Raw genomic sequence first — 22,153 nt, 5'->3', positions numbered from 1 at the left:
TTACCAATCAAAAAAGGAAATCTGATTCTTATGGATTTCCTTTTTCTTCATATCTATTTAGTTAAATCAGCTACCACTTTTTCTAAGTGTAAACCATGACTAGCTTTTAGCATTACTTCATCATTAGCCGTTATGTCAGCTTGCAGATCCGCACTTAATTGTGCTAACTGATCCGCCGTATAATAGTGAACGTTTGCTGGTGCATACTTAGTTAACAACCGATCACGCAAAGCGGCCATATCCGTTCCAATTAAATACACAGTTTCGATTTGCTTAGGATCTAAATCATCAGCTAAATCTGCGTGCATTTTAGCAGATTGAGCGCCTAGTTCTAACATGTCCCCTAAAACTGCAATATGTCTGCCTTCTGTTTGCGTTTTACTAAAAGCAGCCAGCACTTCTTTAGCAGCAGTAGGATTAGAATTATAAACATCTGATAAAATGGCTTCGCCCTTATTACCAGATAACCATTCCGTCCGGTTTTTAGTGATTGCAAAGTGTTCCAAGGCTCCTTGAGTAACTCGATCTGGAATTTGAAAAATGTGGCCCACTTCGATGGCCGCCAATGCATTATCCACATTGTAATCCCCAATCAACGGAATTTTAAATTCAATTGTGGGATCGTCATTAACCTTAAAGTCGGTTTCAAAACGACCATCAACCACCTCTGTGGCATACAGGTCATCTTCGACTTGGCGACCAAAGGTCCGTTGTTCCATTTCTACGGTCGTTGCTCGTTCCCGTAACAGCGGTTCGTCTCCATTATATACAAAGAAACCGTCTTCCTTTAGGCCATGGGTAATTTCCATTTTAGCGTCCGCAATTTTATCTCTGGTGCCAAAGAATTCGATGTGGGCTTCACCAATCATGGTAATCACCGCTACATCTGGTTGGACTAACTTACTCAAGAAATCTAACTGTCCTGGGCGGTCCATTCCTAGTTCAATTACCAAAAATTCAGTGTTGGCTTCCATTTGTAAGATGGTATAAGGAACCCCAATTTCATTATTAAAATTATCGTAGGTTTTGGTAACGTTAAAATCTTGGCTTAAAATAGCCGCAATCATGTCCTTAGTAGTGGTTTTACCATTACTACCAGTCACTGCTACCACTCGTGGATTAATTTTAGTTAGGTAATATTGACTTAGTTGTTGATAAGCCGTCAAAGGATCATCTACTACTAATACCGGCAAATCTTGCGGGCGAAAGTCCACCCGTTCTTTGCTCCACAAAGTAGCATGGGCGCCATTTGCAATCGCACTAGCTATGTAATCATGACCATCATGAGCTCCTTGTAAAGGAACAAATAAATCGCCAGCTTCAATATTGCGGCTGTCAAAATTAGTACCGGTCACTTCTACTGCTAATTGCTCTTCATTTAGATATGTTTCATCCGCATTAATTGCTTTGGCAATTTCTGAGACTGCCATTTTCATTATTAAATCGCTCCAATAGCTTAGTAAATTTATGAATTAATCGCTTAGTTTTTGTGGGTCCATTCTAGATCCCATTGCGATGTTTGAATATTATACATTAAATTGCCAATGATTTCAGCGTTTTCTGTAATTGATTGAGTTCGTAAAATCATGGCGGCTTGGTCTGGATCCTTAGGAGCCAACAGTGGAATTCGATAAATTTTGCGTCTTTCGTTTAACGCATCAAATAAAATAAATAATCCATCATTGCCCTTTGTAATTAAGTCTAACAGAATCGGTCGATCAATGTCTTTGATCGCTAATGGCCGTAAAAAGACCCGCCGAGAGTTATGACTATCTCGCAGATTACGCTTAATACTGATTTCTAAGACGTGATTAAACGCTGAAAACCGGCGATAATAAGATCTAACCGTCCCGTCTCCTTGTTCTAAGTAAATATATTGGTTCAATAACTTAGAAGAAAATGGACGATTCATCGGTGTTCCCATGTGAGTTAAATATAAAAGTTCTGCAATTTCAGATGCCATTAAACTATTTAACCCGTCAACGTCATTAAAATCAATAAATTTTTTAGGATCAGTAGACTTAGCTAATAAATAGTGGCGAACTTCATTAGCCCCACTGACCAAATTAAAACGGGAATGAGAATTATAACCGTTAGCCGAATTTTCATCATCTTGTAATAAAACAATATTTTCTGGTAACTGTTCTAAACCATTCACATAATCGGCAGTGGTAACGCCCATTGACAAAACCATGTTACTAATTGGGTTCGTATTAATAAAAACAAAACTCCCCGGCATCAATTCTCCTCCGTTCTTCGTAGTTTGGTAACTCTAATTGTACACTTAATCACATTAAAAGTGTCTAACAAAAAGACAAAATCTTAATTTCATTAATTTGCGTTTCCGCTAGATTACTGGTAGTATAATCTAATTAATATTTTTCGAGGATTGATTAATTATGGTAAAAGTACTTTTTGTTTGCTTAGGCAATATCTGTCGTTCACCAATGGCCGAAGCAATGTTTACTAAACTAGTGGCTGACGACAATTTAAGTGACCAAATCATAGTAGATTCTGCTGGTACCAGCAGTGAAGAGGAAGGTAACCATGCTCACCCCGGTGCCCAAGCCGAACTAAAACTTCACGGCATTGATGGTTCGCACTTAATTTCTCGGCCCATTACTACCGCTGATTTTGAATCTGCAGATTTAATTTTAACCATGGATGCTTCTAACAAACATAATCTCGAACGGATGGCTCCAGCTAACGATCGTGATAAAATTCATCTTTGTTACGACATTTTACCAACCATGCAGGGAGTAGAAATTCCGGACCCTTGGTACGATCATCGGTTTGATCGAACGTACCGCCAGTTAGCTGAGACCCTTCCAGCTTGGTTAGACGCTATTAAACGCCACAATCAACTTTAACTAACTATTAACGGGCCCGTTTAAGGCTCGTTTTATTTTGGGATTAGCTCGCTTAAGTGGATAGTTCTTCAAATACCGCCCGCGAATCATTAAACGACCAGCACCAGTAGCATCACAAGTGATCAGCGTAATAATTTTACGTTTAGTTTGATTAATCACGTTCACGTCGGTCGCCGCGATGAACTGCCGTTTATAGATTCGATACTCATAAACAGTCTTCATATCGGTAATATAAATTAATTGGCCCGTTCGAGCCTTAGCATACAATGGACCAAATAATACATTGGGATCAACCATATGGTGACCAGCTAACGGATAGTTTCCCGTGCCCATTTTTTGATCTGCTCGCATAGTTCCTGCAGCTAGCGCTAAGGTTGTATTAGATACTCCCAGCCCAATAGGCAGATGAATACCAATAGGTGGGATTAAAATTTGGCCAGCCAATTGAATGCTATCAGATTGTGACCGAGCTTCAACTGCTTGTTGGACCCCTAAGCTTTTAACCTTACTAAAATCGTAATCTGCTTTTTTAGGTTTAGCTTTTGCGACCGCATTACGGGTAATTTTAGGTTGATAACTTTTAATAAACCAGTAACTAACTTGGCGGTTAAAAATTAACAACAATGCTACAATCGTAAGCACAGTAACTACTATCACTTTTAGAGTTGTTTTTATTTTTGAATTTCGAGCCATTGGATTCTCCTATAATTTTTAACATCAATATTTAATATTTAAGAAAGGAAGATTGATACTTTGACAACTGATTCATCCTCCGCGCCGAATAGTTGGCGCAAAAATTTATTTATTCTCTGGTTTGGGACCTTTATGACTGGGATTGGCTTTAGTGAAGTCATGCCGTTTTTATCCCTTTATGTTGATTCTCTGGGAAACTTTACTCACGCTCAATTAAGCTTATACAGTGGATTAGCCTTTTCGGCCACCTACTTAGTTTCAGCCATTGCATCACCAATTTGGGGGCAACTAGCCGATCGTACTGGCCGTAAAGCCATGTTATTGCGGGCATCGTTAGGAATGGCCTTTGTTTTTGCCTCCATGGGATTAGTAACCAACGTTTGGCAATTAATTGTTGCTCGGCTAATTCAAGGGGTATTCTCCGGTTACATTAGCAATGCCAATGCGTTAATTGCCACCCAAGTTCCCAAAGAAAAAAGTGGTCAAGCCCTAGGTACCCTGACTACCGGAGTAGTATCTGGAACCTTATTAGGACCCCTTTTAGGGGGAACGTTAGCCTCTGTTTTCACTTACCGGGTTACCTTTTTTATTACCGGTGCTATCTTACTTTCTGTCTTTATTTTAACCCTTTTCTTTGTTCATGAAAAATTTACTCCGGTGAAAAAAACAGAAATGTTGGATACTAAAGGCGTGATTGCGGATCTAAAGGCTCCTAAATTAGTTTTTGGGATGTTTATCACAACCATGATCATTCAAGCCTCCAATAATTCTATTTCGCCTATTTTATCACTTTACGTGCGCCAAATTATGCATGGCAGCTTGAAAGCTACCTTTTTTGCCGGAATAGTTGCTTCGATTCCCGGTATTGCTACGTTAGTTGCTGCTCCAAAGTTAGGTGGACTTGGTGATCGAATTGGCACCGAGAAGGTTTTAATGGCTGGATTTTGTTTAGCAGTAGTCGTCTATATCCCAATGGCCTTTGTTACCAATGTTTGGCAATTAATTGGGCTACGGTTCATCATGGGAATTGCTGACGCCGCCATGTTACCTGCCGTTCAAGCCATTCTGGCTAAAAATACTCCTCCAGAGGTAACTGGACGAATCTTTAGTTGGAATCAAGCCTTTCAGTCACTAGGAAACGTTGTGGGTCCTATTATTGGTTCACTAGTTTCTACTCGCTTTAACTATTCTGGCGTTTTCATCTCAACGTCGGTCTTAGTGTTGATCAACTTATTGTTAGTCTCTAAAGAAACTAAAGGCTTAAGAAGTCGTCATTAAATTACAAAATCCAGTTAACTTATTAGAGTTAACTGGATTTTTTGGTTTATTATCCATAAAAAAACGACTCTTCCAAAGAAGAGTCGTTAGCGGTCTGCTTATTTGAGGCCGTATTTCTTGTTGAAACGATCCACTGCACCGTCGGCTTGAGTAAACTTTTGCTTACCAGTGTAGAATGGATGTGAATCTGATGAAATTTCAACACGAATCAATGGGTAAGTCTTACCTTCAAATTCGGTAGTTTCGTCAGAATGCTTAGTAGAACCAGCTAAAAACTTAGCGCCAGTACTTGAATCTTGAAATACAACTTCGTGGTAATCTGGATGAATTCCTTGTTTCATAATTATCGCTCCTTTGCCCTGAATCATTTGTTGATCCAGAGATTATCGATTAGTCAACTTAATTAGTTTAGCATACGTTTGAACTGCTGACAAGTTAAAACTTAGGTTCTTCAGCCGCTAATGAAACATCAGCGCCAATTGCCCTTAACTTATCAATAATACTACCATATCCTCGCAGGATATTATCAGCCTGTCGAATTTCGGTAGTGCCTTCTGCCATCAGACCGGTGATTACTAACGCAGCCCCCGCTCTAATTTCTCCAGCTTCTACAACTGCACCGTGTAAATTAGTTGATGGATCCACCACAATCAATCCCTCTTCAATATCTTCAGAGTAGATTTGAGCCCCCATCCGTTGCAATTCAGCAATGTGTTTAACCCGTTGTGGATAAATAGTATCAATAATTGTACTTCTACCAGTAGCCTTAAATAATAATGGCGTAATGGGTTGCTGTAAATCAGTGGCAAAGCCAGGAAACGGCATTACTTTCACTGAAACCGGCTTAAGATCTTTGGAAGGTCCTACAAAGGCACTGTCTTCATAAATAGTTAGATCACAGCCCATTTCTTCTAACTTAGCGGTAAAGGATTCTAGATGTTCCGGAATAATATTATTAATCCGAATTCCGTCTCCAACCGCCGCAGCCAATGAAAGATAAGTACCAGCTTCAATTCGGTCCGGAATAATCGTGTGGGTGTTTTGAGCAACTAGCTTATCTACCCCTTCGATTCTGATAACATCAGTTCCGGCACCACGAATATTAGCCCCCATATTATTAAGGAAAGTAGCAATATCAATGATTTCTGGTTCTTTGGCAGCATTACCAATAGTAGTAGTTCCTGGAGCTTTAACAGCAGCCAAAATGGCATTAATCGTTGCCCCAACAGAAACCATGTCCATGAAGATTTGAGCCCCATGAAGGCCGTCTTCTCCAGTTTTCATAGTAACCGTTCCGTCTTTTTCGGTAACTTCAGCACCTAATGCCCGAAACGCCTTAATATGTTGATCAATTGGTCGAGGACCAATATTGTCACCACCCGGAAAAGTAACTACTGCCCGGTGAAAGCGTCCTAATAGCGCCCCCATAAAGTAATATGAAGCTCGTAAACTTTTGATGGCCTTACTTGGCAATGGCCCCTCTTCAATATTAGTAGGATCGATGGTTAACACGTCTCCCGTAAAATCTGATTTAACGTTCATGGATTCTAGAATGACCATTAAATTATGGACATCTAAAATATCGGGAACCGAATCAAATCTAACCGGTGTATCAGCCAAAATCGCAGCAGGAATTAGCGCAACGGTGCTATTTTTAGCACCACCAATTGTTATTTCACCGGAAAGTCGGTGTCCACCCTTAACTATTAATTTATTCATCGACAACTTTCCTCACTTTATTACATTCGTCCAATATACTGTATCATCAAATATATTAAAGAAACAGCATTAAAAATACAACACTAAGTGAGAAATTAGGTGAAAATGTAATATTTATCTAATATTAATGTCAACTAAGGACTACTTAGTTTCGTGTTGTTTGTCTGCAGCAGCAACAAAATCACGGAATAAGCCTTCAGGACGGTTAGGACGTGAAATAAATTCTGGGTGATATTGTGCGGCTACAAAGAAATCATTAGTTGGAATTTCAACAACTTCTACCAAGTGGTTATCTGGAGAAGTACCAGAAATATTCATTCCGTTAGCTTCGAATTCTTTTCGGTAAGCATTGTTAAATTCATAACGGTGACGGTGACGTTCTGAAATTTCGGTTTGGTTATCATAAGCCTTAGCAGCTTTAGAACCAGGAACCAAGACACATGGGTAAGCACCCAAACGTTGAGTCCCACCTAAGTCATGAACATCTTCTTGGTCAGCCATTAAATCAATAATGTTGTGTTTAGTGGTTGGGTTCATTTCAGTTGAGTTAGCATCCTTGTAACCTAAAACGTTTCTAGCAAATTCAACAGAAGCCATTTGCATTCCTAAACAAATTCCCAAGAATGGTACGTTATTTTCCCGAACATAACGAATAGCTTGAATCATACCTTCAATCCCACGATCACCGAAACCACCTGGTACAATCACACCATCGCTATCGCCAAGTAATTCGCTAACGTTATCTGCTGTAATTTCTTCAGAATCAACCTTGTTAAGTTCAATATCAGCATCTACCACGTAACCAGCAGCCTTCAATGCTTCGGTAACGGAAATGTAAGCATCTTGTAAGGCAACGTACTTACCAACAAGAGAAATTTTAACTTTCTTTTGTAAATGTTGAACGTGGTATTCCAATTTTTCCCATTCGCTCATATCAGCCTTAGGGGCATTAATTTGGAAGTGATCCAATACTTGTTGGTCCATTCCTTGTTCTTGTAAACGAAGCGGAATAGTGTAAAGCGTTGGGGCATCCAAAGATTCAACTACGGCGTCTGGAGTAACGTCACAGAACAACGCAATTTTCTTCTTCATATCCAACGTTACTGGTTTTTCGGATCTAACCACTAACATATTAGGTTGGATTCCAAGGCCACGTAATTCTTTAACACTGTGTTGAGTTGGCTTGGTTTTCATTTCTCCAGCAGCCCGCAAGTATGGGATCAAGGTAGTATGGATATAGAAAGTATTTTCTTCACCATATTCTGTTCTCATTTGGCGGATAGCTTCCAAGAATGGTAGAGATTCAATATCCCCAACCGTACCACCGATTTCGGTAATCACGATATCGGCATTTAAAGTTTTAGCTGCGCGAGTGATTTTTTCTTTGATCATGCCAGTGATATGGGGAATTACTTGAACAGTAGCTCCTAAATAATCACCGTGCCGTTCTTTTTTCAAAACTTCATCGTAAATTTTACCAGTTGTTACGTTAGAGTAACGGTTAAGGTTGTTGTCAATGAAGCGTTCATAATGGCCAAGATCCAAGTCGGTCTCGGTACCATCATCGGTAACAAATACCTCACCATGTTGGTAAGGACTCATTGTACCGGGATCCAAATTAATATAGGGATCAAATTTTTGAATAGTAACGTTTAAGCCACGATTCTTTAACAAACGGCCAAGAGACGCCGCCACAATTCCTTTTCCTAACGAAGACACAACGCCACCGGTAACAAAAATATATTTGGTCATTATTAATTTCACTCCTCTAAATATTTCGGGTGCTACAACAACAAAAAATTCCCTATTCATCTGAATAGGGAACTGTTTAAAAACTCGTAACTTGCTCAAAGAGCCCAAAAGATATACTACAGGGTTTTTGAATCAGCGTCAAGTTAAAATTTATTCATCACGGTTATCGAAACCATAATCAGCATCGTCTTCTGACTCATCGTCATCATCTTCACCAATTAACTCAGTTTCATCTAAATCAGTTAATTCACCTTCGATTCCGTCTGGTAAATCATCATCATCGTTAGCATCGGTGTCATCAACGTCTTCCATGTCTTTGCTGTACTTACCAAGGTCAGATGAGCTATCTTCTGCTACCCCTTCATCGTCAACAAATTCTTCATCATCTTGATCTTCTGGATCATCATCATCGTAATCGATAACGTCATCGTCGTCAGAAGCATCCGCCAAGAAGGCATTAACTTTACGACGTTTCTTACGTTTAGGACGATCTTCATCGTCATCATCCGTGTGGACAGTGGCTTCATCAATCGAATCGTATGGGTACCAAGTTCTTAAGCCCCAGGTATTATCCCCCAGCGAGATGAAGCTGCCATCAACGTTTAGGTCAGTATAAAATTGGGCGAGTCGTTCTCTGATTTCTTTGTTACTATCTCCCAAATATTCCTGCACCGCATTTGCTAAATCTGCAAATGGCATGGTATCTCCATGTTTTGCAAGAATCGCGTGGGCAACTTCAATCATCGACAATTCACTTTTATTTTGGCCTTCAAAGACTTCTAATTCCAAACTGGTACACGTCCTTTCAACAGTCTAGGGATAACTATACTCGATTAAATCGTAAATTGCAATCGAATATTGTATTTCCCTAATAACTCTTCACCGGCATACAACAAATAATCAATTGCTAAATTCCCCCGCAACGGGCCATCCGAAATATTGATATCCATATTAGGTGTGACCGTATCAATATCCATCAACCCATACGGAGTTTTATAATGGGCCGTTACTCGTTTACCGGGACTAAATAATAATTGTAGCCGACTACCGGCTGCCCGCGTTAAACGAACATCTCCGTTGGGCATAATTTTAACGGTAACGGGAACTTCGCCTTCTTCTCCTAGTTCAACGTATCGAATATAAATAGTTTCTCCGATTTGGACTAATTGGCCAGTTAAGTCAAATACAAAACTGTTAGAGTCCTCGGCATTTTTCATCATGGTTTCCAAATGAATTTGAACGGGAACTCCCGCACGTAAATTGGCCATTTTATCCCTTCTTTTCTATTTCATTATTGATTTATTATAATCCCAAATGCAAATTCTCGCACCTATTTAACAGTGGTAACTCAAAGATCATTTTTTTGCTATAATAAGGTTAACTATTTTTAACGAAGGAGCTTTCACTATGGCTGTTTCAAGTTCCACGTTGGTAGTAGATTCGGTTTATTCACCAGCTAACCAATTACTATCATTTGCAGATACTAATACCCTGCTAAATACTGCTAGTCAGACCACACAGGGGTTTCTTCACTTTTGGACCACCTCAGCACCAACCGTAATTTTAGGATTAAACGATAAACGTCTTCCTAATTTAACTGCTGGCCTAACTGATTTAACCGCCCATGGTTACCAATATTTTTTGCGAAATTCTGGCGGACTCGCCGTTGTTAGTGACCCCGGAGTTTTAAACGTCTCTTTAATTTTTCATGAGGAGCAAGCGTTAAGCGTGGATGCCGGTTATGAAATCATGACCCAACTAATCCAAAACAGTTTCCCGGAATTGACCATCAAAGCGTTTGAAATCAGTGACTCTTACTGTCCTGGCACGTATGATTTAAGCGTGAACGGCCAAAAGACCGCTGGTATTGCTCAACGCCGGACCAAAAACGCAATTTCGTTGATGTTGTACTTAGGGGTCAACGGCGATCAACTAACCAGGGGGAAAACCATTAGATCATTTTATGACGTTGCAGATGCAAATTATAGTGATGGTCAATTTCCACTGGTTAACCCTAGTGTAATGACCACTTTAAACGATTTAAACCCTGCATTAGGTTCAATCAACGTAGCTAAAGAGCGGATCCTAACAGAATTAAAACGCCAACAACCCGTTGCCCCATTAGCTCAAGGTCAGGAATTCATCAATAGTCCCGCGTACTTAGCAGATCAACAAAAAGCCCTGCGTCAAATGCAGCTCAGAAATCAAGTACTTATTAAGGAGGAACCCTAATGGACTTGCATTCCCAAATGCTAGACCGCGAAAAAGTCTTTCGCGATCCAGTCCACAACTATGTTTACGTTCGGTATCAGGTTATTATGGATTTGATTAATACCACCGAATTTCAACGGTTACGCCGAATTCATCAATTAGGAACCACCCTGTTTACTTTTCACGGAGCCGAACATTCTCGCTTCTCCCATTCTTTAGGGGTATATGAAATTGCTCGTCGAATTTGTGATCGGTTTGCCAGAAATTTTGCAACTCAAACCGCAGGTGATGGTCTCTGGGACCCTAATGAAGAATTAGTTGCCCTTTGTGCAGCTCTACTTCACGATATTGGGCACGGAGCCTATTCTCACACCTTTGAGCACATTTTTCATACCAACCATGAGCAAATCACCCAAGAAATTATTACTTCTCCCCAAACGGAAGTGAACGCTGTTTTACGCCAAGTTAGTCCTGAATTTCCTGAACAAGTGGCGAGTGTAATTGCGAAAACCTATCCCAACAAGCAAGTAGTAGCAATGATTTCCAGTCAATTAGACGCGGATCGCATGGATTATTTACTTCGGGATGCTTACTTTACCGGCGTTAAATACGGCACTTTTGATCTAAACCGCATTTTAGAGGTGATGCAACCCATCACCGACGGAATTGGTTTTGAGATGAGTGGAATGCACGCCGTAGAAGACTATATCGTCAGTCGGTTTCAGATGTATCAACAAGTGTATTTCCATCCAGTTTCACGCTCAATGGAAGTTGTGTTAAACCGACTTTTGCTACGAGCATCGGAAGTCTTTAAACAACCAGCTACTACTGATCCGCAAACTCCCTACTTGTTACTGCCATTTTTTAATCAACATTTTGAATTAAATGACTACTTACAACTAGACGATGGCGTTTTAAACACTTATTTTATTCACTGGAAAAATCACGGAGACGATGATTTAAGTGACCTAGCTACCAGATTTATTGATCGTAAACCGCTCAAGTCGGTAAAATACGGCAAAGAAACTGAAGATTTACTGCCGCGCTTACGAAGCCTAGTAGAGCAAGCTGGTTTTAATCCTAATTACTATACCGCTACCGATGACAGTTTTGATTTACCGTACGATGCTTATCGGCCTAACGACAAGGAAATTAAACTAATTAACCGGGACCATACTTTGACAGAATTGTCCAAAGTTAGTTCCATCGTCAGTGCTATCGCGGATAAATCTACTGGAGATCATCGCTTCTTCTTTCCAAGAGAAATTCTACAAAAATCTGATAATATAGATTTGTTCCAACCAGAGTACGATGAGTTTAACCACTACATTCGAAACGATCAATTAATTCACCCAAAGGAGACTAATTAATGTCCATCAAGTTAATCGCCATCGATATCGATGGTACCCTACTCGATCCTAGTAACCAACTAACCCAAGCCAATATTGACGCCATCAAGGTTGCCAAACAAGCCGGCATTAAAGTCGTTTTATGTACCGGTCGCCCATTAAGTGGGGTGCAACCATATTTAGATCAACTAGAAATTAGTGGTACAGATCAATATGCTATTACCTTTAACGGCGCCATGGTTCAAAATTTAGACGGTAAAGTAATCGTCAACCACACCCTTTCATTTGACGACTTTTTAGAAACCGAAATGTTGGGACGTAAGTTAAACGTTCACTACCAAATTGAAACTACTGATAAAATTTACGCGGTTAATAAGGCGATTAGCCCTTACACCACTGCCGAAAGCTTCTTAGTCCGGTTACCAGTTGAATACATGGCTCCCGAAGACTTCAACGATCAAATCGTTATGTCTAAAGCCATGTACGTTGATTTTCCAGAAGTTATTAGCCGGGTAAAGCCTCAACTACCTGCTAGCTTGAGTGAACACCTTTCAGTAGTCCAAAGTGCCACTTACTTCATCGAAATCATGAATAAGCAGGCTACTAAGGGGAACGCTTTAAGTGACTTAGCCAAAAATCTTAACTTCTCGGCTGCTGAAGTCATGGCCATCGGCGATAACGGTAACGACCTAAGTATGATCGAATATGCCGGTACCGGGGTTGCTATGGGTAATGCCATTCCAGAAATTAAAGCGGTCGCTCAAGAAGTTACCACTACCAATGCTGAAAATGGAGTAGCCGAAGCAATTAAAAATTACGCTCTTTAAATCAATAAAAACGACGGTAAAGACTAAATCTTACCGTCGTTTTTTATTTAAGTTATTCCGTTCCTAGTCGATAAATCGCAATCATATAACCAATTGTAAGTAGCGCTAAGAAGCCACAGGCCCACCAAATCGTAGCTAAGCCAAAATAATTTTGCATAACAGCCGAAATCATCGCTCCGATTGCAAAACTCAAAACTAATCCCAAAAAGGTGAGACCGGATTTTAATTGTTTACGGTTTTTAGTGAATAAATAACTAGCTAAGCCCACCATCGATTTTTTCAGGTTACCGGTCGAAAAGACGTTATTGTAACCCTGACCTTCAATTTCATTAAAAGTCGTGGTTTGCATTGCCATCACAAATGCTAATGCCGGAACAATCGCAACGTTCGGTAAACTAGTCGGTAACCAACCAACTATAAAAAAAACCAATGTTTCCAAAATCAAAGTTGGAATACGCCAATAATGAGTCTTATGAACTTCCTTAATAATTTGGCCAATAAAACAACCTAACGCAAAGGCCAGCATGGTTGCTAACTTGGTCTTAACTCCCAAAAAATCGCGATTGACCACGTTAACACTCATAAAGATAATGTTTCCTGTTTGACCAGCAGCCATTACCCCACCGCGTTGCACAAAGGTATAAGCATCAATAAAGCCTCCAATTGCCACCAAAGCATTAGCCATAAACTGAGTCGAATAAAGTTCTGTTAATGTCTCTTTTTTAGGCATGATTCACCTCTTCATAAGATTAAAGCTAAAATACTATTTTAGCATAAAAAAAGAAGCCAACCAAAAGTTTGTGAAAAACTTTTGGTTGGCTTCAATATTTTGCTTAGTCTTTAGCAGGATCAGAACCATTGAAACGAGTAGCAAATAACGGACTTAAAGCGTTATTTTCATTAATTCGTTTAATAGCTTCACCGATTAAAGGCCCAACTGAAATTTGGTGAATTTTGTCGATTTGCTTATCCTTTGGTAATTGGATGGTATCAGTGACCACCAATTCCTTAATTGGAGAAGCTTGAATTCTTTCAATAGCAGGACCCGAAAGTACTGGATGGGTTCCACAAGCATACACTTCAGTAGCACCCGCATCCATTAAAGCTTGGGCTCCTAAAGTTAAAGTTCCAGCAGTATCAATCATATCATCGACCATCAAACAACGCTTACCTTTAACGTCACCAATGATATTCATGATCTCTGCCACGTTAGCTCGGGGACGGCGTTTATCGATAATGGCAATAGGGGCTTTCAAGAAGTTGGCTAAAGCTCTTGCTCGAGTTACCCCACCATGGTCAGGAGAAACGATGACCGTATCCTTATCAAAACCAGCATTTAAGAAGAAGTCAGCTAGTAATGGAGCACCAGTCAAATGATCCACGGGAATATCAAAGAATCCTTGAATTTGAGCAGCGTGCAAATCCATAGTGATTACCCGATCAGCACCATCAATTTGCAGCATGTTAGCCACTAATTTAGCGGTGATTGGTTCTCTAGAACGAGCTTTACGATCTTGACGAGCATAACCGTAGTAAGGAATAACAACGTTAATAGTACCAGCACTGGCCCTTCTTAACGCATCAATCATGATCAGCAATTCCATAAGATTATCATTTACCGGTGCAGACGTTGACTGCACAATGTAAATATTATCTCCACGAATACTTTCTTCGATATTAATCCGAATTTCGCCATCGGAAAAACGATCAACCGATGTCTTTCCTAACGGCACACCAACCGCAGCAGCGATTTTCTCGGCCAACGGCTTATTAGAATTAAGGGCGAAAATTTTTAACTTAGGGTCAAAATATTGCTGAACCATATGTTCCTCCATTTATTTGATTGTCTGTAGAATTCTATTATTACTCTTATTTACCAATTAGTCGGCGTCATAAGGAAGCTTTTTGTAGTAACCCGCCTTATTTGTTTGCCGAGCTCGGGCAATCGCCATGTCGTATTGGTTGATATCATCAGTAATCGTGGAGCCAGCCGCAATAAAGGAATGATCTGCCACGTTTAATGGAGCTACCAAATTAGAGTTACTGCCGATGAAGGAATCATCGCCAACAGTAGTTTCGTGTTTCTTAGAACCATCGTAGTTAACAAAGACCACTCCACAGCCAACGTTAATGTTTTTACCTAGTTTGGCGTTACCTACGTAAGTCAAATGCCCCACTTTAGTACCGGCACCGATTTCGGATTTCTTCACTTCTACAAAGTTCCCTAAATGAACGTTTTCGCCGATTAATGATTGAGGACGTAAATGACTATCTGGACCAATGTTAGAACCATCCATCATTTCAGAATCTTCAATCATGGATGAAGTAACGGTTACTCCATTGTGAATAGTGGAATTCCGAATTTCTGAGTTAGCGCCAATAAAACAATCTTCTCCAATAACGGTATTTCCTTTAAGTTGAACTCCTGGTTCCACAATGGTATCAGCTCCAATTTGAACATCCACATCGATGTAAGTATCATCTGGATCAACCATTGAAACGCCGTTCTTCATGTGAGCAGTATTGATTCGGGCTTGCATAATCTTAGTAGCTTTAGCAAGGGCTACGCGATCGTTAACTCCCATAGATTCGTAGAAATCAGCCATTTGGTAGGCCGCCACAATGTCTCCTTGGTCCTTTAAAATTTCAATGACGTCAGTTAAATAGTATTCGCCTTGCGCATTGTCGTTAGTAATCTGGTGTAACGCGCTAAAGAGAGCCTGATTATCAAAAACGTAAACGCCAGTATTGATTTCGTTAATGGCAGCTTCATCAGTTGTGGCGTCCTTTTGTTCAACAATTTTAGTAACAATCCCCAGTTCATTACGAATAATCCGCCCATAACCAGTTGGGTCCGGAGCTTTAGAAGTTAAGATAGTAGCCTTGGCTTGTTTATCTTCATGGTACTTAAAGAGGTTTTCAAACGTTTGAGCAGTAAACAAAGGCGTATCACCACTAACTACCATGGTAGTGCCGTCTAGGTTGGCTAGTAGGTCTTCTGCTTGTAATACAGCGTGACCAGTACCCAGTTGTTCTTTTTGCACAACGTATTTAGTTCGATCGCCCAATTCTTCTTCTACTGATTCAGCGCCGTAACCTACGATGGTTACCACATTGTCCATATTAGTTTTTTCCACTTGGGTTAAAACGTGATCGACCATTGATTTACCACAAAGTCTGTGTAGCACTTTGTATAATTTTGATTTCATCCGGGTACCCTTACCCGCTGCTAAAATAATCGTATTTCTCGTTGCCATTAGTGATGAGCTCCTTATTTACTGATAAATTTGTTCAAAATAATTGCCCGGTACCGCCGTAACGGTGTCATCGTTAGCATCCACGCGCAGTAGTGAAGTATACTCGCCAATTTTACGGTTCGGATGGTCTGAGCTTTCAGCTACTACCCCGATCCCAACTAAATTAGCATCAAACTCCTGCACCATAGAAATCATTCCGGAAATAGTTCCGCCACCCCGCATGTAGTCGTCAACGATTAAAACGTTGGCGCCCGGCTTTAAACTGCGCTTAGATAGTGACATTTTTTCAATTCTAGTTGAAGAACCCGATACATAATTCACATTAACGGTAGAACCTTCAGTAATTTCAGTATCGTGACGCACGATTACAAATGGCACGTTTAATAAACTAGCCACACTTTGGGCAATAGGCACCCCTTTAGTAGCAATTGTCATTACTGCGTCCACCCGTTGATTCAAGTATTGGGTTGCAAAGATGCGGCCGATTTGGCGCAAAACTGCAGGATCGCCAAGCAAATCAGACATGTACACATAGCCGCCCGGCAAATAACGGTCGGCCGTGGCCATTTGGGTGGCCAAGTCTGCAATCACCACGCTCGCTTCTTCCTTAAGCATATACGGCAAAAAGCGAGTTCCTCCAGCAGCTCCTGGAATAGTTTCTAATAGTCCGGTGCCGCGATCTTGAAACGTTCGCTTAAGAATAGTTAAGTCTTCACTAATAGAAGATTTGGCAGAATCATACCGGTCTGCAAAAAAAGTTAGTGGAACAAGGGTATGAGGCCGCTCTAATAAGTAGCGGGTCATGTCAATTAATCTGTCACTTCTTCTGGCTTTCACGTTGTTCACCTCAGGTTTCATGTAATATCCTTTCAAATTTTAACATAAATGTTCGGGTTTTAGTATGCCTAATCAAATTTAGTCAGTGGCTTTAACAAAATTTTCCAAAAGCCACACAAAAAGAACCTACCGTTAATACGGCAGGTTCTCAAAAAATCATTCTGCTATTTGACTTTGATAATGATTGACTAACAAAGCGATACAATAGATAGCTGCCTCGATCACTGCAATAAAAAAGGTAACTGGCCAATTAGTTACGTAACCTAGGTATAAGCCCAGCCAAACTCCTAAAAGAGCAAACCCCACCGCAGTTAACATCATACTAGCCACTGAATGAGCGAAATAACGGGCACTGGCAGCCGGTAAAGTAAGTAGGATAAAGATTAACAGCGAACCCACAATTTGGGCTGCCACACTCACACTAAGGGCCAACAGTACTAAAAAGATTACCCCAAGTGCATTCACCTCTACGCCGTTGGCTCTTGCACCAGTTGGATCAAAGGAAGCATCCTTTAAATTGCGATAAACCACTAATACCACTAGTAAGATGGCTAGTGATAGAATCGACATTTGCCAAACATCTGCTCGGCTAATACCAACCACACTACCAAACAAAATATTAGTAGCATAGCTAGAGCTCTGATCCGATAGGGCTAAAAACAAAATTCCGAGTCCAATAAATAAGCCCGAAATGGCACTAATCACTGATTCTCGGCGAGATTCATTCGTCCCACTGAGGCGCCCCACTAAGATTGAACTAGCGATCGTAAACAGTAACATCCCGTTTAAGGGGCTCAGGCCAGCAAACATCCCAAATGAGGCACCGGCAAACCCAATTTCTGAAAGGGTATGTGTCATAAAAGCCATGTTTCTGGCAATCACAAATACTCCCATCACCCCACTGACAATTGCAATCAAAGTACCAGCAGTGTAGGCGTTGCGCATAAATTCAAAACTAAACATGGGCTTTTCCTCCCAATTTCATTTCTAACTCCTCAATTGGACCTTGAGAATAGCCGTCTGAGCGTAGCCACAAATACTTGTTGGGATACTCATTCACCAATTCCATATCGTGGGAAATAAAAATAATAGTTAGCCCTAGCCGTTGATTTAAATCCTTAACTACCCACAATAATTCCTGCTTGGTAGTTGGATCTAAACTGGCTGTTGATTCATCTAGAATTAATAAATTGGGTTCAGCGACTAATGCTTGGGCTAAATAGGCCTTTTGTTTTTCTCCTCCAGAAGCCCTGCCCAATGGTCGTTTAGCAATTTTGGTAAGTTCTAATTGCTCAATTACCGTCTGTACCCGTTGCCGTTCTTTCTTAGACAACCACGGTAGTTTCCAGCCAGTAAAGTTTAAGCCAATAAAATCTGCCACCGTTAATGGGTATTCAGAATCTAAATTACGAAATTGGGGCACATAACCAATTTTTAACTGCGGACTGGTTTCAATTGTTCCAGCCGTTGGTTTTAACTGCCCCAGAATGGTTTTAATTAACGTGGTTTTACCAACTCCGTTGACCCCCACTACCGCCAAAAAATCTCCTTGATCAACCTCAAAGCTTAGGTGATCAAAAACCGTCGTACTGCCAAAATTCATTGCCAAATCATTGACACTTAGCATTTTTTCCCTCAAGACGTACCTCACTTTATGTAAAGAGTAACAATTACTATTTTAGTTTAGCGGATTTTACCATGATGTCAAACGTTTTTTAAGCTCTATTCAAAAATAAGAGCATTCAGATCTAAAGCTGAACCCTCTTATTCACGGTTATTCAATTATTTTAGTTACTTTCACCAATCGGAGCTACCAGGTAAACTTCCCGACAAAAACCAGAAATACTATTATAAACCCGTTTAGCCCTAGAAAGTTGACGACAAATACCGAAAACGGTAGGCCCCGAACCACTCATTTGAGCACTATCTGCCCCAGCCTTTACCATTCGTTCTTTTAAAATATTAACCTCTGGGTGACTTTTTGCTGCTACCGTTTCTAACGCATTGCCCATGTTAGCAACCATTTGCTCATAGTCCCCAGATTGAATTGCTGCAATTAATGCATCAATATTAGGATGAATCAGTTCATCATGATTTACTGCCCGTAATAACTTGGGCGTGGAAATACTAACTTTGGGTTTAGCGATTACTAACCAGCATGCCGGTAATGGTTGTAACGGGGTAATTTGATCACCTTTCCCCGTCACTAACGCCGGTTTGCCATACACACAGTATGGCACGTCAGAATCTACCTGTAACCCCAATTCTTCTAATTGACGATCAGAAAAATTAGTTTGGTACATCTCATTTAGCGTTCGTAATACCGCAGCAGCATCGGAAGAACCACCACCCAATCCAGCTGAGACTGGAATACGTTTTTGGATATGAATTACAATGCCATCATCAATTTGAGCAGCTTGTCTAAACACGCGTGCGGCTTGGTAAGCTAAGTTACGATTACCCTCTGGTAAAAAGCCCTTGTCGGAGAAAACTTGAATGTGTGAACTCGCGCTGGTGGTTTCAATTTGCACATCATCAGCCAGATCAACCGAGATCATGACCATTTTCCACTCTAAAACACCCTTAGCATGAGCATAGGGCGTATCTAAGCCTAAGTTAATCTTTGCCGGGGCCCTTACGATTCGTTTCATTGCCGTTTCCTCCACTTCAGAAGATTTAATTACCAAAATTATACTAGACAAATCTTCAAAAGTCAGTTCCCACTACTTTTAAGCCAAAATAAAAAAGGCCTGCTGGCCTCACATTTTAGCAATATTATTCAAAATCGACCGCAATATTTTGCGTTAAGATGTCGGTGTAACTGTAAGAAACTCGTTCAAACTTGGCACTTTCCCCATCAAGTTCTACCACAAATACGGCGGGATACGTTTCACGTAAAATACCGTGGCGTTCCGTAACTTTGCGCCTGCCAGCCTGGGCAGTTACCAAAATTGGTTGTCCAATATGGTTGTCTAACTTGTTCTTGATTACTGATAAGCTAATTGGCATATCCCTCACCTCACATTAGCCCAGTATATCACTTTTAACAACAAAAAGCAAAATTTTATCACAACTCGATTTTAAATGCAACTAAAAAATTTTGAAAATTTAATTTAATAATCCTAAATCATGGAATTTATTGGTCATTAAAACAAATTGTTTCACAGCCAATTCTTCTGGTCTGCCACTAGGATCAATTTCTAAATCAGTTAATGCAGTAGTAATTTGCGCCTTCACTTCCGGCTTTTTCCCGAAAACGCCTTGCAAATTATTCCATAAACTCTTTCGGCGGTGCATGAAACATCCCCGTACAAAGCCAATGAATTTCTTTTGATCATAAGGTTGTTCTCGCTCTTCTGGCTTAGCTGGGACTAAGCTCACAATTGCTGAATCTACCTTAGGAGCCGGAATAAATGCTGAACTTGGTACGGTAAAGGCGATTTCCGGAGTGGTCAATTGTTGGACGATAACTGATAAGGAACCATACGCTTTGTGGCGCGGTGTAGCAGTTAGTCGTTCAGCAACTTCTTTTTGCATCATAACTACGATTTGATCAAATTTAACCGGGTTTTGAATTAAATCTAACACGATAGGAGTAGTGATGTAGTATGGCAAGTTCGCTACTACTTTCACCTTTTCTCCCTTGCCAAAGTATTCAATGACCGTATCAGGTAGGTTAGCTTTTAAAATATCTTGGTTTAAAACGGTTACGTTACCATAAGGGGCCAAGGTATCTTCTAGCACTGGAATCAATTGACTATCGATTTCAAAGGCTAAGACGGATTTAGCGTGTTGGGCTAGTAATTCGGTTAGGCCTCCGATCCCGGGACCAATTTCGATGACGTTATCATCCGGGCCTAACTGAGCCGCTTCCACGATGTTATTTAAGACGTTTAGATCTGTCAAAAAGTTTTGGCCAAGACTCTTCTTAGCTGATAAATGGTACTGATTTAAGATTGCTTGCGTCCGAACGGGACTTGCAATTGGGGGCATATTATTCATTACGTTCCTCTTCAATAATTTCTTTGACTGTAGTTTCAAAAACTTCCGGGGTAATGCCAAACATTCGCAATCTGTGTTGAAGTTGCTTACCGTTTACGTACCCAATTCCCAGCCGTTCGCCTAATAATTGACGCCGATGTTTCGACTTGGGAGAACCCATCAAGCCAGCGGCAATTAATTCCGCCTGACTGATAAGTTCTGGACTATCTTCATCTTCGGTGTAAACCTGCGATAAAGCTTCAATAATCGCTTGAGAACTAGCATGTTCCACTCCTAGTGAACCTTTATGGTCAGGCACCGCTTGGTCTTTACGTAGAAAAGCATGTTTGGCATTAGGAACAGCCGCCGCAACGGTTTTACGAATTTTCTCTCCCGAAAAGTCAGGGTCGGTAAAAATAATAATTCCCCGTTGCTGGGCTAATTGTTCAATTAATTCTAAAGTTTCATCCGGAATAGCTGACCCGCGAGTTTCAATGGTATCAGCATCCACGGCCATTTGAATTCGTTTGGTATCGTCTTTGCCTTCCACGACGATTACTTCTTTAATTCGTTTCATTAGTCCTCGATTCTAAATAATTCTAAAGTATTTTGGTAGGTAGCACTAGCAATTTCATCCGGATCAACGTCGCGAATTCTGGCAATTGCTTCCACGGTATATAAGGTATACGCTGGCTCATTTTGCTTTCCCCTAAACGGTTCTGGGGCCAAATAAGGAGCATCCGTTTCTACTAACATACGCTCTAATGGTGTTTTTCGGACGGCATCATGGACTTCATGGGTTTTCTTAAAGCTAGCCACCCCACTATAAGAAACGTGCATGCCTAAATCTAAGAACTTAGCTAACCACTCTGGATCGCCGTTAAAACTATGCAAAATACCGCCTACAGCTTCTACGTGTTCTTCCTTTAAAATACGGTACGTATCTTCAAAGGCATCGCGATTATGCACTGAAATTGGTAATTTTAACTGCTTAGCAATTTGAATTTGTTCGCGAAAAACACGTTCTTGAACTTTTTTAGGGGCAGTAGTTTGGTAAAAATCCATTCCAATTTCACCCACTGCTACTGCCTTAGGATCAGCCAATTGTTCGATTAAGACGTCTGCAGCATGTTGATCAAAGTTTAGGGAGTCCTCTGGGTGCCAACCCAAAATGGAGTACATATCAGCATACTGATGAGCCAGTTCCAAGCTCTTCGCATTTAATTCCGTATTAGAACCCACGTTAGCAATTTTAACCACCCCTAGTTTACGGGCGTGTTCTTGATACTGCTCAGCTTCGGGGAACAACTGGGAATCGTTTAAATGAGTATGAGAATCAAAAATTTTCATTTATTGCTCCTTAGTCAAAAAAGCCGGGA

General features: G+C 40.6%; 24 protein-coding genes. 5 read left to right on the top strand and 19 right to left on the bottom strand.

Annotated features, from left to right (window positions below; genetic code table 11):
* Window positions 1-53: 53 nt before the first annotated feature.
* Both OXT66_RS08455 and OXT66_RS08450 read right to left on the bottom strand, forming a co-directional pair.
* Window positions 54-1,436 carry a UDP-N-acetylmuramoyl-tripeptide--D-alanyl-D-alanine ligase gene (locus tag OXT66_RS08455; protein ID WP_268596934.1) on the bottom strand — a complete coding sequence of 461 codons (1,383 nt, stop codon included), beginning with the start codon at window positions 1,434-1,436 and terminating at the stop codon, window positions 54-56.
* 44 nt (window positions 1,437-1,480) lie between these two features.
* On the bottom strand, window positions 1,481-2,239 hold the full coding sequence (locus OXT66_RS08450; RefSeq protein WP_268596933.1) for a hypothetical protein: 759 nt from the start codon (window positions 2,237-2,239) through the stop codon (window positions 1,481-1,483).
* Between the two features lie 160 nt (window positions 2,240-2,399).
* Between OXT66_RS08450 and OXT66_RS08445 the strand changes: the two genes are divergently transcribed.
* Window positions 2,400-2,870, top strand: coding sequence for a low molecular weight protein-tyrosine-phosphatase (locus OXT66_RS08445; protein WP_268596932.1), 471 nt, complete (start codon window positions 2,400-2,402; stop codon window positions 2,868-2,870).
* On the opposite strand, the gene OXT66_RS08440 is transcribed toward OXT66_RS08445, so the two are convergent.
* Window positions 2,871-3,563: a class A sortase gene (locus OXT66_RS08440; protein WP_268596931.1), complete on the bottom strand. Its 693-nt coding sequence runs from the start codon at window positions 3,561-3,563 to the stop codon at window positions 2,871-2,873.
* 60 nt (window positions 3,564-3,623) lie between these two features.
* Between OXT66_RS08440 and OXT66_RS08435 the strand changes: the two genes are divergently transcribed.
* Window positions 3,624-4,841, top strand: a complete 1,218-nt coding sequence (locus OXT66_RS08435; RefSeq protein WP_268596930.1) for a multidrug efflux MFS transporter — start codon at window positions 3,624-3,626, stop codon at window positions 4,839-4,841.
* Between the two features lie 98 nt (window positions 4,842-4,939).
* On the opposite strand, the gene OXT66_RS08430 is transcribed toward OXT66_RS08435, so the two are convergent.
* The 5 genes from OXT66_RS08430 to OXT66_RS08410 all read right to left on the bottom strand — a co-directional run bounded on the left by OXT66_RS08430 (window position 4,940) and on the right by OXT66_RS08410 (window position 9,580).
* The gene (locus OXT66_RS08430) at window positions 4,940-5,182 is read right to left on the bottom strand and encodes a type B 50S ribosomal protein L31 (RefSeq protein ID WP_054671745.1); all 243 of its coding nucleotides are present in this window, start codon (window positions 5,180-5,182) and stop codon (window positions 4,940-4,942) included.
* A 94-nt stretch (window positions 5,183-5,276) separates the two neighbouring features.
* On the bottom strand, window positions 5,277-6,560 hold the full coding sequence (locus OXT66_RS08425; protein ID WP_268596929.1) for a UDP-N-acetylglucosamine 1-carboxyvinyltransferase: 1,284 nt from the start codon (window positions 6,558-6,560) through the stop codon (window positions 5,277-5,279).
* A 141-nt stretch (window positions 6,561-6,701) separates the two neighbouring features.
* Window positions 6,702-8,312 carry a CTP synthase gene (locus tag OXT66_RS08420; protein WP_056977137.1) on the bottom strand — a complete coding sequence of 537 codons (1,611 nt, stop codon included), beginning with the start codon at window positions 8,310-8,312 and terminating at the stop codon, window positions 6,702-6,704.
* 150 nt (window positions 8,313-8,462) lie between these two features.
* Window positions 8,463-9,101 carry a DNA-directed RNA polymerase subunit delta gene (gene rpoE, locus OXT66_RS08415; RefSeq protein WP_268596928.1) on the bottom strand — a complete coding sequence of 213 codons (639 nt, stop codon included), beginning with the start codon at window positions 9,099-9,101 and terminating at the stop codon, window positions 8,463-8,465.
* Between the two features lie 44 nt (window positions 9,102-9,145).
* The gene (locus OXT66_RS08410) at window positions 9,146-9,580 is read right to left on the bottom strand and encodes a DUF1934 domain-containing protein (protein WP_268596927.1); all 435 of its coding nucleotides are present in this window, start codon (window positions 9,578-9,580) and stop codon (window positions 9,146-9,148) included.
* Between the two features lie 139 nt (window positions 9,581-9,719).
* On the opposite strand from OXT66_RS08410, the gene OXT66_RS08405 reads away from it, so the two are divergent.
* Genes OXT66_RS08405 through yidA form a run of 3 tightly spaced genes read left to right on the top strand, consistent with a single transcriptional unit; the run spans window position 9,720 to window position 12,699 of the window.
* Window positions 9,720-10,544, top strand: a complete 825-nt coding sequence (locus tag OXT66_RS08405) for a lipoate--protein ligase family protein (RefSeq protein ID WP_268596926.1) — start codon at window positions 9,720-9,722, stop codon at window positions 10,542-10,544.
* Window positions 10,544-11,893 carry an HD domain-containing protein gene (locus OXT66_RS08400; RefSeq protein WP_268596925.1) on the top strand — a complete coding sequence of 450 codons (1,350 nt, stop codon included), beginning with the start codon at window positions 10,544-10,546 and terminating at the stop codon, window positions 11,891-11,893. The genes OXT66_RS08405 and OXT66_RS08400 overlap by 1 nt, the downstream gene beginning before the upstream one ends.
* A complete protein-coding gene (gene yidA / locus OXT66_RS08395) occupies window positions 11,893-12,699 on the top strand; it encodes a sugar-phosphatase (RefSeq protein ID WP_268596924.1) in 807 nt (268 codons plus the stop codon). Before OXT66_RS08400 ends, yidA begins: the two co-directional genes overlap by 1 nt.
* 52 nt (window positions 12,700-12,751) lie before the next feature.
* On the opposite strand, the gene OXT66_RS08390 is transcribed toward yidA, so the two are convergent.
* The 11 genes from OXT66_RS08390 to OXT66_RS08340 form a co-directional block, all read right to left on the bottom strand.
* On the bottom strand, window positions 12,752-13,429 hold the full coding sequence (locus OXT66_RS08390) for a YoaK family protein (RefSeq protein WP_268596923.1): 678 nt from the start codon (window positions 13,427-13,429) through the stop codon (window positions 12,752-12,754).
* A 103-nt stretch (window positions 13,430-13,532) separates the two neighbouring features.
* Complete coding sequence (locus tag OXT66_RS08385; protein ID WP_056977150.1) at window positions 13,533-14,522, bottom strand: ribose-phosphate diphosphokinase; 990 nt, start codon at window positions 14,520-14,522, stop codon at window positions 13,533-13,535.
* Between the two features lie 57 nt (window positions 14,523-14,579).
* The gene (gene glmU, locus OXT66_RS08380; RefSeq protein WP_268596922.1) at window positions 14,580-15,956 is read right to left on the bottom strand and encodes a bifunctional UDP-N-acetylglucosamine diphosphorylase/glucosamine-1-phosphate N-acetyltransferase GlmU; all 1,377 of its coding nucleotides are present in this window, start codon (window positions 15,954-15,956) and stop codon (window positions 14,580-14,582) included.
* An 18-nt stretch (window positions 15,957-15,974) separates the two neighbouring features.
* Window positions 15,975-16,793, bottom strand: coding sequence for a pur operon repressor (purR, locus tag OXT66_RS08375; protein ID WP_268596921.1), 819 nt, complete (start codon window positions 16,791-16,793; stop codon window positions 15,975-15,977).
* Window positions 16,794-16,949: 156 nt separating this feature from the next.
* Complete coding sequence (locus OXT66_RS08370; RefSeq protein WP_268596920.1) at window positions 16,950-17,756, bottom strand: metal ABC transporter permease; 807 nt, start codon at window positions 17,754-17,756, stop codon at window positions 16,950-16,952.
* Complete coding sequence (locus OXT66_RS08365) at window positions 17,749-18,420, bottom strand: metal ABC transporter ATP-binding protein (RefSeq protein ID WP_268596919.1); 672 nt, start codon at window positions 18,418-18,420, stop codon at window positions 17,749-17,751. Before OXT66_RS08365 ends, OXT66_RS08370 begins: the two co-directional genes overlap by 8 nt.
* A gap of 160 nt (window positions 18,421-18,580) precedes the next feature.
* A complete protein-coding gene (gene ispE, locus OXT66_RS08360; protein ID WP_268596918.1) occupies window positions 18,581-19,444 on the bottom strand; it encodes a 4-(cytidine 5'-diphospho)-2-C-methyl-D-erythritol kinase in 864 nt (287 codons plus the stop codon).
* A gap of 124 nt (window positions 19,445-19,568) precedes the next feature.
* Window positions 19,569-19,802 carry a Veg family protein gene (locus OXT66_RS08355; RefSeq protein WP_268596917.1) on the bottom strand — a complete coding sequence of 78 codons (234 nt, stop codon included), beginning with the start codon at window positions 19,800-19,802 and terminating at the stop codon, window positions 19,569-19,571.
* Between the two features lie 99 nt (window positions 19,803-19,901).
* A complete protein-coding gene (gene rsmA, locus OXT66_RS08350; RefSeq protein ID WP_268596916.1) occupies window positions 19,902-20,795 on the bottom strand; it encodes a 16S rRNA (adenine(1518)-N(6)/adenine(1519)-N(6))-dimethyltransferase RsmA in 894 nt (297 codons plus the stop codon).
* Entirely contained in the window at window positions 20,788-21,351 is a 564-nt protein-coding gene (gene rnmV, locus OXT66_RS08345; RefSeq protein WP_268596915.1) for a ribonuclease M5, read from the bottom strand. The genes rsmA and rnmV overlap by 8 nt, the downstream gene beginning before the upstream one ends.
* Window positions 21,351-22,124, bottom strand: coding sequence for a TatD family hydrolase (locus tag OXT66_RS08340; protein WP_268596914.1), 774 nt, complete (start codon window positions 22,122-22,124; stop codon window positions 21,351-21,353). The genes rnmV and OXT66_RS08340 overlap by 1 nt, the downstream gene beginning before the upstream one ends.
* Window positions 22,125-22,153: the final 29 nt, after the last annotated feature.

The organism is Lentilactobacillus senioris, from assembly GCF_026798195.1.
Classification (GTDB): domain Bacteria; phylum Bacillota; class Bacilli; order Lactobacillales; family Lactobacillaceae; genus Lentilactobacillus; species Lentilactobacillus senioris_A.
This window is presented reverse-complemented; position numbering and strand designations above follow the sequence as displayed.